Raw genomic sequence first — 16,342 nt, 5'->3', positions numbered from 1 at the left:
AACTAATTATAAGTTTAATATTAAAATAATCGACCTAATATTCACAGATTTGTAAACACCTTTTTCAAACGAGAAAATTGCAGAGATTATTGATCGTCTATCTGATTGCTAAGGAGTACCTATAACAAGAGATCAGAGAGATAATGCAGCACAATAGCTTATGAATTGTGGAGTTGATCCTCTAAACTCAGCTCATCGAAGAAGGATGTGGGGTATTGTTAGAGGAGGTTTGTGGTAAACTGAAACACTTTATAGAAGGCAACTAACTATGTTAGTTGCCCTCTGTTGCGAGACACATTTTACATGTGTGGAGTGTATGTGGCAACACAATTGTGCTGGTGGGTTAAATTAAATTATAAATGACTCTGCTCTACTTTAGCGAAATACCAACTTACTGTATTTTATTATGTATCTAAGTTTGATTACCTCAAGTCTTTCTTTTTTCTTCTTTTTGATTCTTTTACATAATTAATATAGTTCCCTGTTCCTTCTATTGCTGAAACTGCAATGATGGCCCATTCTAGTGGATTAACATCTCTTAGCGTTTCCTTTCCATAGAGTAATGTAATGCTAGCAATAAACCCATAGAGAATTGCTTTAGAAAAATACTCCCAAATAGGAGAATAATTTTCTATATTAATTTTGTTGTATATTTTTTCTATTAAAATTACCATTCCTATAATTAAAACTACGGTTATAATCATTTCCGTCTTCATAGTCCGCCTCCATAAAAAATTTTAACACATGCTTTATTATATAATTTCTTCGAAAATATCTTCAATCCTTTGTGTAACAAAAAAATCCATTACTAGGAATCTGTTCTTTTATCATTTCTTTATTATTAAACTAACTCCAACCACTTCTACGACTTTAGTTGCCATTATTAATCTCTTGGTTATAGGGAACAGGGCAACCATTTTTTATTGTTGGCTCTTTCGTAATGATTGTTGCTAAATCAGTTCTATCCTGTGCGGGTCTTCAAGCCAAGGTAAGAGTGTAGTATATGTTACTTGGAATTTCAGTAATAGCGTTACCATATAAAGGCGATAAAATGTCAGAGAAGAGTACGGATCAAAGAAAAGATTTGAAGAAATCCTTACAAAAACTGGTTTGGCTAATGGGAACAGAATACTAATGGATAATGAAACAGGAGTTCATTATTTATTTAGTTGGAGTGGATATGCAGGGGGAATCACCCCGTTATTGGATAAGGATGGAAAACCAATAATAAAACCAAATAGTGAATAACAGGGCTTTCATTAAATATTCGTTTTAAATATCAAACATAAAAACAGAGTTGATCCTACGCATTTTATAGATTATTTCTGTTTTATGTTTTAACAGCAACAATCTTTTAGAAAGGCTGTTTTCTAAAAAAATGTTGCTGTTGAACTGAAAGGCAGATTTAATCTACAAAAGGTATAGATTGCATTGTAATATATCGGATAACTCCAAAAAACAAAATTATACTCGCAGGAATAGACCCTATAAGTATGGCCGTTCAAATAGAGCAACAAACAAGTTAATTACAACTATAATCGCAACGAACAGCCAAATACTTACCGTTTTTTCAGTTAAGCTGCAATAGACTCATCCACCTCTAAAAAGTGTCCTCTGTATTAATATTAGAAAATTCAGGAATTTAATAACTGAGTATGAGGTTTTTATAAAAAAGTTTGATCAATGAGCATTATTCAACTTAAGCATCAAGTTTATTGCATAACGGGTAAAACAACATTTCCTTCTTAACAACTACCACTTTCTCTTTAGTCTAATATTTCTATCCAAAATTCCTATCTAAAAACAGAAGGAAAAAACTACCTATGCAAAGATAAAGTGCAACTTGAGTTATGACGTAGACCGAAGATTCAAGCAAAGTTAATTTTCTTTCTCTCCTAATTTTCTTAAAGTGTCTATAGTAATAGACTGAACATAGCGTTAATATTATTGCCGTTGCTTGGAATATGTTTTCTAATAGATTAACCAAAAAATCATCTCCTCGCATTAAATCTTCTAAGAATAGTTGCATCCTTCTGCCCCGCCTTGCTGTTAGTTGGAGAAGAAAAAGATGGGATCCACTGTGTAAAATCCCATCTTGAAGTAAAATTCACGTTAGCTTAGCAGCTCGATTTACGCATCCTAATTTTTTAACTGTTTGGTGTTTACGAAAAATGCTGTTCCTATTATAAATATGCCTAAACAAACGAACATAGCAATCCCTGAATATTCATCATCAAACATTGTTGTGTTCTCTTCTTACGAGTATATACACGATTAGAAGTCTTTTTCTGCTTGAGCGTAAATGAATTTGCAGTTCCATTAGAATCTTAGAATAAACGGAACTTTCTAGGATGAGACAAGTAACCACTAACAAGTGAATTAACATTACCAGCTGCGTTCTCAGAAAGTGGAAGTGAAAATGTTACTATATCCATACTTTTTGTTTCATCACATATATTTCTTTAATTAATTGTAAGTTATGCGGATAAAAAATCATCTTTCTCTCACACTAATGGTGGAGGTGAGATGATCATGGGTAATAATAAACATAAAAATAATAAAACTCAAGACAACAAAAAACAGCAGAATCAAAATCAAAATGCTAACAGAGAACGTAAAAATGAAAACAGAGAAGAGTTCGCTGAAGAAGTAGATTTTAGTAGTATTCAAAATGAAAATAAACGTTAATAGTGATAAACTAACTCCCAATATTCACCTTAGAAAAAGGTGTGTATTGGGGCTTTTCTTATTGTGTAAACATCACATAGATCCATCTCTTTCGGTTTCTTAAAGCACAAAAAAACCGGAAATAATTCCGGGCTGATTATCACTTACTTTTTTTCTTCATGACACACTGTCTCGCTTTCGCATTCGATCTTAAAAATAACCTAAGACACTTTAGCTTACAATTGTTTGTTATTCAGAGTAAACGATCTATCGTACTCATCGGGCTAACCCTTATAATGGTGGTTTTAACTTTTTATTTTGATAAGAATTCAGATACCACCAAAGCCGTAATACAATAAATATCTATTGGTATCAATAAGAGCAATCCTATTATCCAGTTTAATTTTATATATACATTAGGTGGTATTATTTTCGATGCTATTTTTGTATTTCCTACGAGTTCATTATTTTCCCGTACCCCTTCAGAAATATTCTCAACCTTCAGTTCTGCTTTAGTTAAATTAGGATTATGAAAATCAACCTCTAAAAATGCGTATTGAGGATTTGAAATCGACAATTTTACACTCCTTTATTTCATCCTAATTCCTTAATAAATCAATTAAAAGCTTAAATTGCATGTGGCTATTATATTCACAAAATAGTAACAATATGCACTATTAATTTACAAAGTTTTTTCCTATGAGTACATCAACATGTCGATTATTGACGTAAAATTATAAAGAGTGTTTCTTGTTTTTTTATAATTCAATATTCAACTTTTATAATCAAAATGCCTTTAAGCTTTCAACAAAAAAATTAATATCCCTCATAAATACCAGCCCGATAATAATTAAAAAGGCAACCCAAAATGGAGCGTCAACCCCATATCGCATTCCCTTTTCTAACGGTGGAATTAGACTTTTATCTTCAACAATCGCTCCCTTTAAAAACTTAGTTCTACGATAAGTATGATTTTTGATGGTTGTCACCAATTCCGCAATGTGCCCAGCCGATTAAAAAAGAGTTAGTCCAAAATGGAATGAAATAAGTCATTTACAACCTCATAATAAAAGCAGATGCATGTAGAGGTCCATTACAGAACTTCTAAACCATCTGCTTTTATAAGCAAGCACTTTTTTATCATTAAAAAGAATGGAGATATGTTAGTTCCTCTTCCTAGTCTCCAATTCTACACTTCTCCTTTTTTACGAGCCGCCATTTCATCTTTCATTTCTTCTTTTAATCCTTCAATTGACCTTTGACGTCGCTTATTTTTTTCTTTAATCATTTCACTTTGCATAGGGTCTGCAAACTCCAAACTAATTTCCGCTTCATGAAGTTTTTCTTCAGTGTTTTTAACGATATCACGGATTCGTTCAACGTTATTGGATCTATCATCTGGTTTTGAGTGTCTTGAATTAGCCATGGTAACCTCCTAAAGTTTTGACATAAATTTAGGTTGGCTAATTTAGTTGTTCCTATGTGTACTAATTTTTACTAAGAAGAATGTACGGTGCTGATCACTCAAATCCATAAGATTCTTTACATTGCAAGTTTGATGTTCTACACGCATTTATTCAAACGGTTATGAATGAGCTCCTCTACCTGTGCTTTTAGTGCTTGATTGGCATAACGTAGCACTTCATCTTCGCCTGCTGTTTTGATGATTACATCGCTGAAATATTCATCAATTTTGACCCACTTTACAACGGCAATATTTTTCGTAGCCAGAACTCGCCTTTTATTGTAGAAATCATGTCTTATATCTTTTAATAAATCTTCTACAATATGGATGTAGATTTTGGACATTTTTAACTTTTCAAGCGATGAATAGTCTTGTTGTAATGACCTGATAGCCATATCTAATTTTATAAACTCATACAAAACACTACGATCCTCACCATTAATCATCAACGTCCACCATCTTTGCGTCTTGAATTGTATTAAATGCAATACGTTTGATAGCTACATCCGTCTCAAGTAACAATTCCTTTTTGATTGTATCAGTTCCTGTAACTAGCCCTGCAAATTATTGTTGCTCCACAGCGTTAACATAATCAGTTTTTGCATTTTAATAGCACGTTGTATAGTCTGTTCTATTTCCTCTAACTCCCACTCGGTTAATTCTCGCTTTTTATCGTAAAATTGCTCTTGCTTCCATACTCTAATGAGGGCAAGATGCTCGGGAAGCGTCATCGCCGTCCACTTCATTGTTCCACGGTCACGTATCATCTAAACACTCCTCGAATTCTTAATCGTTCTTCTAATTTGGCTTCTCTCATTCACTCCTTACGCTAAATGCCCGCCTACTAGATGATTGTAATAGCGGTGCCAGCCTTTGTATAAGAAGCCGCCCTTAATAAGGCTACAGCTCCATATTTTCTGCGGATGGCATCCATAACATGGCCAATTATTTGTCGTTGCTTCTCGTACAGGCTTAATACCTGTCATTTGTTATTTCTTATTGTAGCTTTGTAAAAAAGATTGCGATTATAATTAAGATTGATAATTTGTAATAAAGTTTGATAAAAATCATTTCTTTAGTTATTTTTAAGGTGATTTTTTAATACTTGATGTCATGATTGAATTTTACTTTGTGAAGAATTGTACTTAAACTAACGGAGCAGGTTAGTCAAATTTTTTTTTTACACTTTTTTCAACATCTTTCTTTTTTTGAAAAAATGTTTATAATTATCTTAATCTTTTGTGTTTTATCACTTTTCTAACATTTATTACTCAATTTAGGGGCGCTGATCATGGGGATAACGACATTATTATTAAATGCATTCATTATTATCATTTGTATTTTTTTCTATCAAATATTTTGGTTAGATAAAGATGGAAAAAAAGCGCGTAATACTATATTAATTTCCTTTCTTTCATCCATTGCGGTTGTTCTTTGTATGACATTCCCGTTTAAGTTTAATTATGGATACATATATGATTTACGGCTTATCCCAATCCTTTTAGCTGTTCTCTATGGTGGTTTTAGGAGTTTTATTTTTATTACTGTTATATTTGTTTCTTACCGTTTTTACTTAGGCGGAGACGGAGTCTACCCTGCAGTTATTGTATATTTTATGGCCACTTCCATTACTATGGTATCCCAATATTTTCTTGCTGGTTATTATAAAAAAAGAAAAATATTATTCAGCTTATTGCTTATGTCTCTTTGCACTATTTCCTTTTCTATATTCGCTTTAATGAACCAAATACGGATAAACGATAAAGTTCAACCTGATTTTATTCACTTTTTATTCAATTATATAGTGATCAATATTCTGACCGTTTTATTGTCTCTTTATTTAATTGAAGGAATGATAGAAAGGTTTAAAATGAAAGAAAAAATTCACCGTGCAGAAAAATTTATGGTGACTTGTGAATTAGCAGCGTCTATAGCCCATGAAATAAGAAACCCGTTGACTACGGTATATGGATTTATGCAGATGTTTAGTAAAAACGAAATCTCTGAAACACAAAAGGATGACTATTTGCAAGTCATGCTTATGGAGTTAGAAAAAGCGCAACTCGTTATTAACGATTATTTGTCCCTTATAAAACCACAAAATGTTGCAAGAGAATTATTAGATATTAGACCAATTGTTGAGCAAGTAATAGAGGTTATTTTACCGATCGCCATCCAATGTAATGTTAAAGTTGAAAGCGATAATGAATGTTCCTATTATATATATGCCAACACCGATAATCTAAAAATGTGTTTAATTAACATTGCAACGAACGGGATTGAAGCCATGACTAATGGAGGGATGCTCCGAATTAATGTAAAAAAGGTAAAGAATCGTATTGTGATTGATATTATTGACACAGGAATTGGAATGTCTTCTGAGGAGATAAATCGAATCGCTATGCCGTTTTATTCTATAAAAGAGAAGGGAACCGGGCTAGGTACGATGATTGCATACAGTATTGTAAAAGGATTAAACGGAGATATAGAAATAAAAAGTGAAAAGGGAAAGGGAACACGGTTTTCTATTATTATTCCTTCTTCCTAATAGAAATCGTAGGGCAAAAAAATTTCGACGTTTTAGAGCTTGCTGCTAAAGTACAATTCGAAAACGAAGAATTTAAAGATGAAAAAGAAATTGAGAAAATATCCGGATACAATAACGCAATAGTATCCATTTTGGAGTGTATAAACCCAATTTATTTATATGATTTAAATGATTAAAACAACCTTAATTGAATAAGATTGTGACGTATTACACTTAGACTAAACCAGCTAATAGATTGTCAATAAAAATCTTTTAAATTAAAAAACACTTCATGCTATACTAAAAAGCGCAACTCAAATAACCCTCCGAATTCGATTTGGAAGGTTTTTGTTGTATTTGAAAATACTGTTACTTTATAGTTTCTTGGAATGGTGTTTTTCGTTTTTAACATGGCATAAATCCAGTGTAAAAGCTTATTAGCACAAGCAATTATTGCTACTTTGTATGGTTTGCCTTCTTCTCGTTTTAAATCATAAAAAGCTCGTAATCGCTTATTTCGTGCTATAGTTTCAGGTGTTGTTTTCTTTTTCCGACTATCTCGAATAGAACAACGAACAGCTGTATAAAGCATGTGGCGAAGCCTAGCCTAGCTGCGTTTAGTAATGTGATTTTTCGTGCCTTTAAAGCGACCTTGATTCAAACACACTAGGATCTAGTCCTGCAAATGCTACTAACTTTTTTGGATGATTAAACCGATCAATTTCTCCGATTTCTGAAATAATCGTTGCAGCGATTTTTTCACCAATACCGGGGATTGATTGGAGTAATTCATATTCTTCAAGTTGTGCTGCTAACTCATCAATCTCACGCTCCAACGTAGAAAGTTGTTGGTGGTACACTTGAAGTAAATCAATATACATATTCAAGCTGACTAGAAGACTTTGATAAAGAATTGATTGAAATGGATTGCGTTCTGCAGCTCCGATTAATTTTTCCGATCTTTCGAGTGCCCAATTAAACGAACGTGCTTTGCAATGTGTATCAATGAATTGTGCGATCTCTTCTACACCTGCTTCTTTGACTGATTCAGAAGTAGGGTAAGCTTGTAAAGTTTTTATGGAAATCTCAGCGTATAAATCGCCAAAAACCCCTTTGTACTCAGGGAATATTTGATCTAATACGGCTTGAAATTGAAGCTTTGTTTGAATCATAATTCCTGTCATATTTTCATGTTGCCTTGTTAGATGCCGAAGGTTTAATAACTGTACACCACGCTTTTTCTGGGGCGCTAAATCCTCTTTGTAATACAGCTCGCCTAAGTGATAAGCATCATTGGCATCTGTTTTGGTTTTTCGCAAGCTAGAACTTTTTGCTCGGTAAGATACCAGTGGATTTACGATAATGACAATGTATTCTCTTGCTCCTAAAAACTGTACAACTGGGGCATGATAGTGACCCGTTGATTCCAAAACAACAGGTGGCTTCATTCGTGTTTGACGCTCTAAATCTAATAAATAAGAGTGTAACTCTTCCAATCCATCCACCGTATGATCAACTTTCACGCTGCTTTTATAGGGCATTTTTTTTATCCAAGAACATTTGAACCTGACTTTCACCTTTGCGACATCCAGACCAACTACTGGATTCATAGTTTATCTCCTCCTAAGGTAGGGTATTGACCGGTAACCTCTATCTAGCTTGTTATTCATATCTTCGCTTGTTATACGAGATCGTAATGTCCCAACCAGCCTAATCATGTGTTAACAAGTAGAGGGCGAACAGTTTAGTTGTCGGGATCTAGTCCCACGGGTGCTTCCGTTCGACCCCGGCTACTATCAATCTATAAATTGAATAAAAAATAGTCAACCAGATTAATCTGGCTGACCTTATAATACGAACGGGGGCTTTAGCTGAATAAGACTCATTTAATTGATCAAATTTTTTATAAAAATCTCATACTTAGTTAAAAAGATTAACTCCATTTTGATCAATCATTTTTCAAAATGGAGTGTTTCTGCATTTGCTGATAAATAAAGGTTGAAGGAAATTTTCAATCAATCTTTATTCTAAAGCTACACGTATATGATTAATCAACAACTTTTCCACTTGTGATTTAAGAGCCTGATTTGCATAACGAAGTACTACATCATTACCTGCAGTGGCAACTTGCACGTCACTAAAGTATTCATCTACTGGCTGCCAGCCTACTACTCGTATACGTTTTTGTGCAAGTTCTCGTTTGAGGTTAAAATATTCTTGTCTTAGATCCTTTAGCAATGAATCCATCATTGGAAGAAATAACAAAGTGTCCTCATAAATGTATGACGAAGTTGACTTGAATTTATTCCATACTGTTTTAACATTGATTGAATCGAACGAGCGCTTAAACGTTTGTATAAAGATGATAAAAACAATGCTTCGAGATTGTCATTTCGTTGATCTAAATAGTCTTTGATTGCTTTGCAAGCTCCACTGCTAAGTGGAACAATTCGTTCGTAAACATTTTTATATCCACGCACTTTTACTGTCCCTTTACCTTCATAAATATACACATCATTACGGTCAAGCCCCGCAACTTCACTTAGACGTAATGATGTGTATAATAAAAGGCTTACAATCGCATGATCACGCTTATTAGGTTTAAGAGCAGTTAAATGTAATATCTCGTTTACATTTTCAATGGATAAGCAAGCTCGTTCTTGTTGCTTAGCTTTAAGTGGTTTAATAATACGAAGACCCTCTCTTACTTCCAACTTTCCTACATAACGGCTATATGCTTTGATTTTTAACCCCGTGGTCTTTCGTAGCCATACCTAGCTTTTTTGAAAGTGCTGTGGTAGATAAATATTTCGTTCTCAGCTAAATACCCCATTATTAAACTAGTACTTTCTCTCTATTCATCTTACACTTTATGTTTGGCAAATTATGCATAATTTGACATTTACATTTATCTTTGCACGAATGAAGTCTAATTATAAATAAAAAAAGACAGCATTACGCCGCCTCTATGATTATATATTTTTATCAAAACTTTGCTTGCAAATACTAATGTAGTTTTACCGGGGTATTTGAATCAAATTTCCCTCGTTTTAAAGTTTTCATGCCAAACATCCATCGTATTATAGACATTCTTTTAATCACTTCATATAAACAAATACAAATCAACAAGGTTAATAGTGAAATTAGAACAAATTTGAAAAAGATACCAATTTCAAGTTTTACTATATAGTAACTGATGGCAACTATTATGGATTGATGAAGTATATATATATGAAATGCTGCCTCATTCATATATTTTAAAAATTTATTATTGATTGAAGCGAACATTTGACCATATCCTAAAATTACTACCAGTGTTAACAATAAGGCGAAATTTCTTATGAAAGCAAGAATTATGGAGATTGCAGAGAAATCGGCTGCGTTTTGATTTATATAAGCTAAAGTAAACCAAACAGGGATGTATAGTATTAGTATTAGCAAACACTTAAATCTTAATCTTTTTATTGTTTCTCGTATTTTTTCATCAGTTCCAATAATGTAACCAACGATAAAAAAAATGAAAAAATAAAATAAATCTTTATCACCTAGAGTTAGTAATGCTTCAGAAAATGGTAATGAAACAAATAATAGTAGTAAAAGCCATTTACTTTTTATCCACCCTTTATTCATTATTTTATTAAGTTTATTTTTCAACATGATTAATAAACATGACATGATAAATAAATATAAAATAAACCAAAGGTGAGCAGGTGTAAATGATCCAAAATATCCAGTTACATTACTGTAATCAGTAAAGAAAATGATGAGAGAATCAAAATAGTTTCCATCAAAATTATGATGGTACTTTAGAGCGTAATAACATTGAGGTGGAACGATAAGAACAATCCCAATAATTAAAGGAATAAATAATTTATTGAACCTCTCTCTTAAATACTCTCTATTTGTTCTAAAAAATAATGCATATCGACTGGCAGCACCTGCCAAAAAAAACAATAAAGGCATGGGCCAGTAAGAAGATATGGCAATAATCCAACTTAATACCCAACTCTGATCAGCATTCATAACGTAGTAAGGTTCCCAGTAATCAAAAACCCTTGCTGCATGAAAGGGAATTAATAATAGAATCGCCATATTTTTTAACCAATCCATATCATTTCTTCTATTAAATGCATTATCATTTTTATTCATAGTACCCGTCCTTTTCTGATAGAAGGTATTGGCAAAACGTTCCACACAATTTGGTATATTAGTAGCCCCTTCCTAGCATGAGCTAGTTCATTAGCTAAATAACCTTCTTTCCTTTTCTATTCTGGATCTGCTAAAAACTTACGCCAAAAATTTATTCTTAACCGAATTAAATGTCTTTAATGTAAGAATTCAATAGATAGTTCTATATATTCGTCGACATTATTCTTTATATCGGCCCAATATTACTCATGATGTCACCAACCAAATTTCTGTAATGATAATGTTGAACGGACTTGGGTAAAGGATTACGAAACGAACATGCGGATAATTTGTATCTAGAATCAATGTTATACTCTTTAAAACAATACTCAGATTGTTCCGGACATAGAAATATTTGCTCCTTACTCAAAATTCTAATACTAAACGAGTTTAACGGAGTAGATAGGCCAGTACCAATAGCTTTTATAAAGCTTTCTTTCAACGACCATAAACGAAAGAAGTATTCTAAACGTTCTAATTCTGATTTTGACATAATATCCAAATACTCGCTTTCTGCAAAGTATCGCTTTGCAATATCCAACTGAATATTCTTTACTTCTTCAATATCGATTCCAACTTCCTCAGTCCCAAAAATCATGACAACCCAGTGACCTGAGTGGGAAATATTAAATTTAAAATTTGGCTCCCCCATCAGAAATGGCTTACCATATTGATTAGTTGCAAAATGAATATCGCGGTTTTGTATACCTTTTTTCTTGATAATCATTGAACGAGCCAGCAGTTCAGCGAATAGAGAACGATAAGCGTCTTCCTTTTGAACAAAGCCAGTAAGTTTATTACCTCTTTCTTTAGAAATACATGATGTTAAAAAGTCATATTCTTGACGATCCACTGTTTGAGGAATCCTCAGTACAATGATTTCACACAATTTAATCAATCCTTTCCAACCTACCATCGATATTCTATACCACCACATTAATCTACAAACATAAATAAGTTATAGTATTTCAAACTAGCATAATATGTAAAAGGATTTAAAAAGTCGGATAACAGAAAGAAGTATATGATAGCCAATGCCAACTTAACTCTGACTGTAGTGATCATCTACTACATATGTAAGAATGCAGGATAAAATATTAACTACAATTCAAGCTGAAGGCTACTATACGTGCTCTCAATCTGTAAATATACCTGAAGTTGTAGACTTAGAATTCTGCTAGAGGCCAATACATTTGGCAATTCACAATTAGGGATTATATTGGAAGCTACAAATACATTCATGCTTTCAATAATAATGGTGGAATTTCTATTTAAAATGAATCATATTAAAAAAGGAATTTAAGAGTTTTATTAACACATATTAATGTGTGAGGAAGTTAATTGTTATCATTAACTTCCTCTTTCTTTTTTCCGTAATAAAATTCTATAAATCCTATACTTGGTCGTAACAAATAAGCGAACAGCCGTGTTCGCTTATTGTTCAGGGACGGAAAAGCTGCTATAGAATGTCAATAATTAGAATGTAGTTAAAGCATCTATTATAGTTAGTTTATAGGCTTTTATGTTGAAAATTAAACGCTAATATAAAACTTGTCAGTATCCATTACTTTATTCAACAAGTTGCACTTTTTCCATTTGTATCCATTTCTGTTGCAGCACTATTTAAATAGTAAAATTAATTTACTGGTAATTTATTCCTGTAGTGTTTTAACATTTTCTGCATAAGTTCCTGATTCATTTGTGACCACTCAAATCCTAATCGATCTAAAATCATTCGAGTTTTAGCCGATGTCAATCTAAAATATGTGTATTCTTCACTAAGCTCTAGAAGTCCCGTATACATCAATATTTGATTGACATGTGGATCTCCTTTATTCTCAATCAAATACGAAAGAAACTCCTCTAATTCCCATAATTGAATGGAATAACCTGATTCTTTTAGCAAGTAATGTATATCCTCCACATTAAGAGTTTCCCAATTATAAATATGATAATTTTCATTGAGTAGCACTTCTCTATCAAAAAGGAGAATAATAGATTGACTTACTTCATTCACATAAGAGAAGTCAGTAATATAACTTTTCGAATTCGGTAAAATACCAGATTTAATGGTTGAATTTAAAATATTGTAGAATCTACTGTCTTCAATATTTTCTTGAAACTGCCCTGTACTAGAATTAAATACAATATTTCCTATTCTAAATATATTTGCTTTCAATCCCTTTTGTCTTGCTTGTACAACTAATTGCTCCGCTTCTCTTTTGGTCATGACATAATGGCTGTCAATAGTCTGTTGAACATCATAATCAAACTCCGTAAATAGTACATGATTATGACCTTTAACTATACCAGAGGCTACACTTATTGTTGAAATATGGTTAAAATCTTTCATCTTATTATTGAATGCGAACTGGATTAAACGATGTGTACCTAAGACATTGGTGTCGTAAAAGTCACTATATTCTCCGTAGTGTTTAACATTAGCTGCCGAATTTATAATACAGTCGATGTCATTGGACAATTTTTCATATAACTCTTCGTTTAGTCCTAAATATGGTTTTGTTATGTCCCCTATGAAAATAGAAATTCGATGCTTATGTTTAGGATAAAAATCTTCTCCGAAATAAAACAGAAGTTTGTTTGTAATTCTAGAAATACCATGCTCACTATTTTTACCTCTTACGATAATACTCACATGGTAATCTGTAGTCTCCATTAGCTGTTGTAGGAGATAAACGCCTAAATATCCAGTACTTCCAGTTAGAAGAACATTTTTGTAATTACGTTCCACTCTATAATCCAACGCTTTATAATCCTCAACTTCTCGTTCATAATGGTCTAATTTCTCTTTTATTTCCCGATTTAATGGTTCTTGATTGAGGCGAATAAATGTCTTCTCGTTCATAATGGCTTGATTAACTTTATCTTTTAGGCTATCACTCGTAACCTCAATGAATTTGGCCAAATTAGCAATCGTTCTATGTTCAAATAAATCGTTTATTCTTAAATCATAGTCTATTGACAAAATCGACATAACTTGCATAGCTTTAATCGAAGTTCCACCTAATTCAAAGAAGTCATCATTGATTCCAATTTGTTCGATATCTAGTGCTGTTTTCCAAACTTGAACCAAGTCAAATTCAATTTTAGTTCGTGGTTCAACAATTTCCGTTCGAGCATTCATGACCTCTATTGGGCTAGACAACTTCTTTCGATCTACTTTCCCATTTAGCGATAAAGGCAATCGATCCATTTTAATGAAATACGAAGGTACCATATAATCTGGGAGGAATTGGTTCAAGTACGCCCTTAATCCTTGACTATCCAATGTTTCATCGTTAGTAACATAGTAGGCACAGATGATTGAGTTATTCTGAGAATCCTTTCGAGCCATAACAACAACCTCATCCAATTGTTTCAATCGCAATAAGGTAGTCTCAATTTCCCCCAATTCAATACGATACCCTCTAATTTTCACTTGATCGTCAATGCGTCCTAAATACTCTATTGAACCTTCTGGTAGCCACCTTGCCAAATCCCCTGTCTTATATATCCTTTCTCCTTTTTCATACGGATGATCTACATACTTCTCTTTTGTTAAATCTCTTCGATTAAGATACCCTCGGGTTAACCCTACTCCAGATACACATAATTCTCCTACCACACCAACTGGAACACTGTGATGATGATTATCCAAGATATAAATTTTGTGATTTCTTATGGGGAAACCAATGGATACTATTGATTCGTTAGTAAAATCCTTTGGACATTTCCAAATCGATGAACAGATAGAATCTTCAGTAGGGCCATATGCATTGTAATACTCTACTTTGTCTTTCCACCTTAGAATGGTATCATGTGTCGTCGAAGATCCAGCTGTGAGAAGTTTTCTTAAGTGTAAGAACTTTTCAGGATTCAGGTGGTTCACATAAGTAGGAGGTAACGTAGCTACCGTGATTTTATTACTATTCATAAATTGCTCAAATTTATGATTGTCCAATATATCGCTTTTCTCTGGAATATACAGAGAAGCTCCACAAAAAAAGGCCATTAAAATTTCATAAGCGGATGCATCAAATGATAAACTAGAAAATTGCAAAATCCGATCGTCCTTATCAATCTGTAAATCGTATAAGAAAACTTTCTTCAAATTACAAAGACCATGGTGTTCAACCATCACCCCTTTAGGTTGACCTGTCGTTCCAGAAGTATAGATTAAATAAGCTAATTGATTTGATTTAATATCTTGATTAGTATCTAATTCAGACCCTGTATATGATTGTTGATCATCTAGTATAATTAAATCTGGATTAGTATTAGTATACTTATTAGAATCTAGTAAGGAGTTAATCTGATCGTGATATTTATTTATAGATAAAATTACTTTTGGATTACTGTCTTCTAGCATGAACTTAATTCTTTCTCCTGGGTAATCAGGGTCTATTGGTACATAAGCTCCTCCAGCTTTTAATATTGCAAGTATTCCGACAACCACTTCTATAGATCGATCGGTGAACAGTGCTACGGTATTTTCGTTCGAAACACCTTTCATACGCAATGTATTAGCCAATTGATTTGCCTTCCTATTCAGCTCATCATAAGTCATAACACCATGCTTTGACACGAGAGCAACATGATTTGGCGTTTGTTTGACCTGCTCCTCAAATAAGTGATGGATTGTATCCCCATTCTCCACTTCAACAAAACTGTTGTTGAATTCATATAGAATTTTCTCACTTTCTTGTGCAGTTAAAATATCAATCTCTTTTATTATGATATGAGGACGGTCTATTACTGTATTTATCACTTGTTTAAGATGCTCTTCCACTCTATCAATTGTTTCTTGATCGTATATGGTTGGATTGTAATTAAGCTTTATTAGCAATTGCTCTCCTGGAATGACCCTCATATCAAAATCATAATTAGTGTGTTCAAAAACATCGACCTTGTTAATTATCAGTTCCGATGCCCCAAGCAATCCTTCCCCTACTTCGCTTTGAATCGGATAGTTTTCAAATACCATAACATGATCCAGTAAATTACTTCCTAGCTCACTCTTACTTTGAATATCACTTAGCGGATAATCGTCATAACGCTTCGAATCCATAGCTCCTTGCTGAACATCATGCAATAACTCTTGGAAAGTTTTATTCCCACTACCCTTAATACGTACCGGGATAGTATTTATGAATAAGCCAACCATCTCTTCAATTCCTTTAATTTCTGGTGGTCTCCCAGAGACGACAGCTCCAAACACGACATCATCCGTGTTATTATACCTTTGTAATAGTATTCCCCAAATACTTTGGATCACAATATTTAATGTAACTTGGTTGGATTCAGCCAATTGACGCAATCGGTCGGTCATCCCTCTATCTAAGACAATCATTTCCTCTACTCGATTATAAGGAACATTGCTTTCTTTACTGACGATAGACTTTGGTAAGCTGCTCTGTTGGTCATAACCAGCTAAATAATTTTCCCAATATCCTCCTGATATTTCCTTATCTCGCTCTTCGAGCCACTGCAAATAA

General features: G+C 33.1%; 14 protein-coding genes and 1 pseudogene. 4 read left to right on the top strand and 11 right to left on the bottom strand.

From position 1 onward, the window contains the following. Positions 1-422: 422 nt before the first annotated feature. The gene (locus ACFVT8_RS05355) at positions 423-716 is read right to left on the bottom strand and encodes a hypothetical protein (protein WP_387082575.1); all 294 of its coding nucleotides are present in this window, start codon (positions 714-716) and stop codon (positions 423-425) included. 287 nt (positions 717-1,003) lie between these two features. Between ACFVT8_RS05355 and ACFVT8_RS05350 the strand changes: the two genes are divergently transcribed. From ACFVT8_RS05350 to ACFVT8_RS05340, 3 genes are all read left to right on the top strand, one after another. Further along, positions 1,004-1,135: a hypothetical protein gene (locus ACFVT8_RS05350; protein WP_387082574.1), complete on the top strand. Its 132-nt coding sequence runs from the start codon at positions 1,004-1,006 to the stop codon at positions 1,133-1,135. After that, positions 1,135-1,248 carry a DUF6440 family protein gene (locus tag ACFVT8_RS05345; protein WP_387082573.1) on the top strand — a complete coding sequence of 38 codons (114 nt, stop codon included), beginning with the start codon at positions 1,135-1,137 and terminating at the stop codon, positions 1,246-1,248. Before ACFVT8_RS05350 ends, ACFVT8_RS05345 begins: the two co-directional genes overlap by 1 nt. A gap of 1,284 nt (positions 1,249-2,532) precedes the next feature. Next, entirely contained in the window at positions 2,533-2,688 is a 156-nt protein-coding gene (locus tag ACFVT8_RS05340) for a hypothetical protein (RefSeq protein ID WP_170938954.1), read from the top strand. A gap of 292 nt (positions 2,689-2,980) precedes the next feature. Here the strand turns inward: ACFVT8_RS05340 and ACFVT8_RS05335 are convergent, their stop codons facing one another. The 4 genes from ACFVT8_RS05335 to ACFVT8_RS05320 form a co-directional block, all read right to left on the bottom strand. Further along, positions 2,981-3,244 (bottom strand): hypothetical protein, encoded by a 264-nt coding sequence (locus tag ACFVT8_RS05335; RefSeq protein ID WP_387082572.1) that lies wholly within the window; start codon positions 3,242-3,244, stop codon positions 2,981-2,983. 612 nt (positions 3,245-3,856) lie between these two features. Further along, positions 3,857-4,093, bottom strand: coding sequence for a small acid-soluble spore protein Tlp (gene tlp / locus ACFVT8_RS05330; RefSeq protein WP_387082571.1), 237 nt, complete (start codon positions 4,091-4,093; stop codon positions 3,857-3,859). 137 nt (positions 4,094-4,230) lie between these two features. Further along, positions 4,231-4,578 (bottom strand): YhjD family protein, encoded by a 348-nt coding sequence (locus tag ACFVT8_RS05325; RefSeq protein WP_387082570.1) that lies wholly within the window; start codon positions 4,576-4,578, stop codon positions 4,231-4,233. 105 nt (positions 4,579-4,683) lie between these two features. Then, entirely contained in the window at positions 4,684-4,899 is a 216-nt protein-coding gene (locus ACFVT8_RS05320; protein WP_387082569.1) for a YolD-like family protein, read from the bottom strand. 524 nt (positions 4,900-5,423) lie between these two features. Here ACFVT8_RS05320 and ACFVT8_RS05315 point away from each other — a divergent pair. After that, complete coding sequence (locus tag ACFVT8_RS05315) at positions 5,424-6,680, top strand: ATP-binding protein (RefSeq protein WP_387082568.1); 1,257 nt, start codon at positions 5,424-5,426, stop codon at positions 6,678-6,680. Positions 6,681-7,050: 370 nt separating this feature from the next. On the opposite strand, the pseudogene ACFVT8_RS05310 reads toward ACFVT8_RS05315, so the two are convergent. The 6 genes and pseudogenes from ACFVT8_RS05310 to ACFVT8_RS05285 form a co-directional block, all read right to left on the bottom strand. Continuing rightward, a pseudogene (locus ACFVT8_RS05310) lies at positions 7,051-8,269 on the bottom strand (IS110 family RNA-guided transposase); the annotation flags it as partial. Positions 8,270-8,681: 412 nt separating this feature from the next. Then, entirely contained in the window at positions 8,682-8,924 is a 243-nt protein-coding gene (locus ACFVT8_RS05305) for a YhjD family protein (protein WP_387082567.1), read from the bottom strand. Beyond that, positions 8,906-9,373, bottom strand: coding sequence for a tyrosine-type recombinase/integrase (locus ACFVT8_RS05300; protein WP_387082566.1), 468 nt, complete (start codon positions 9,371-9,373; stop codon positions 8,906-8,908). The genes ACFVT8_RS05305 and ACFVT8_RS05300 overlap by 19 nt, the downstream gene beginning before the upstream one ends. A 292-nt stretch (positions 9,374-9,665) precedes the next feature. Then, the gene (locus ACFVT8_RS05295) at positions 9,666-10,808 is read right to left on the bottom strand and encodes an acyltransferase family protein (protein WP_387082565.1); all 1,143 of its coding nucleotides are present in this window, start codon (positions 10,806-10,808) and stop codon (positions 9,666-9,668) included. A 226-nt stretch (positions 10,809-11,034) separates the two neighbouring features. Continuing rightward, the gene (locus ACFVT8_RS05290) at positions 11,035-11,700 is read right to left on the bottom strand and encodes a 4'-phosphopantetheinyl transferase family protein (RefSeq protein WP_387082564.1); all 666 of its coding nucleotides are present in this window, start codon (positions 11,698-11,700) and stop codon (positions 11,035-11,037) included. Between the two features lie 783 nt (positions 11,701-12,483). Continuing rightward, positions 12,484-16,342, bottom strand: a 3,859-nt coding sequence (locus tag ACFVT8_RS05285; RefSeq protein WP_387082563.1) for a non-ribosomal peptide synthetase family protein, incomplete at its 5' end; no start/stop codon positions are given.

It is taken from the genome of Lysinibacillus sp. NPDC058147, assembly GCF_042884205.1.
GTDB lineage: Bacteria > Bacillota > Bacilli > Bacillales_A > Planococcaceae > Lysinibacillus.
This window is presented reverse-complemented; position numbering and strand designations above follow the sequence as displayed.

Excerpts from the sequence above, each read along its gene's own strand:
- ACFVT8_RS05355 (WP_387082575.1), bottom strand. The coding sequence starts at position 716 with ATGAAGACGGAAATGATTATAACCGTAGTTTTAATTATAGGAATGGTA.
- ACFVT8_RS05350 (WP_387082574.1), top strand. The coding sequence starts at position 1,004 with ATGTTACTTGGAATTTCAGTAATAGCGTTACCATATAAAGGCGATAAA.
- ACFVT8_RS05345 (WP_387082573.1), top strand. The coding sequence starts at position 1,135 with ATGGATAATGAAACAGGAGTTCATTATTTATTTAGTTGGAGTGGATAT.
- ACFVT8_RS05340 (WP_170938954.1), top strand. The coding sequence starts at position 2,533 with ATGGGTAATAATAAACATAAAAATAATAAAACTCAAGACAACAAAAAA.
- tlp (WP_387082571.1), bottom strand. The coding sequence starts at position 4,093 with ATGGCTAATTCAAGACACTCAAAACCAGATGATAGATCCAATAACGTT.
- ACFVT8_RS05325 (WP_387082570.1), bottom strand. The coding sequence starts at position 4,578 with ATGATTAATGGTGAGGATCGTAGTGTTTTGTATGAGTTTATAAAATTA.
- ACFVT8_RS05320 (WP_387082569.1), bottom strand. The coding sequence starts at position 4,899 with ATGATACGTGACCGTGGAACAATGAAGTGGACGGCGATGACGCTTCCC.
- ACFVT8_RS05315 (WP_387082568.1), top strand. The coding sequence starts at position 5,424 with ATGGGGATAACGACATTATTATTAAATGCATTCATTATTATCATTTGT.
- ACFVT8_RS05295 (WP_387082565.1), bottom strand. The coding sequence starts at position 10,808 with ATGAATAAAAATGATAATGCATTTAATAGAAGAAATGATATGGATTGG.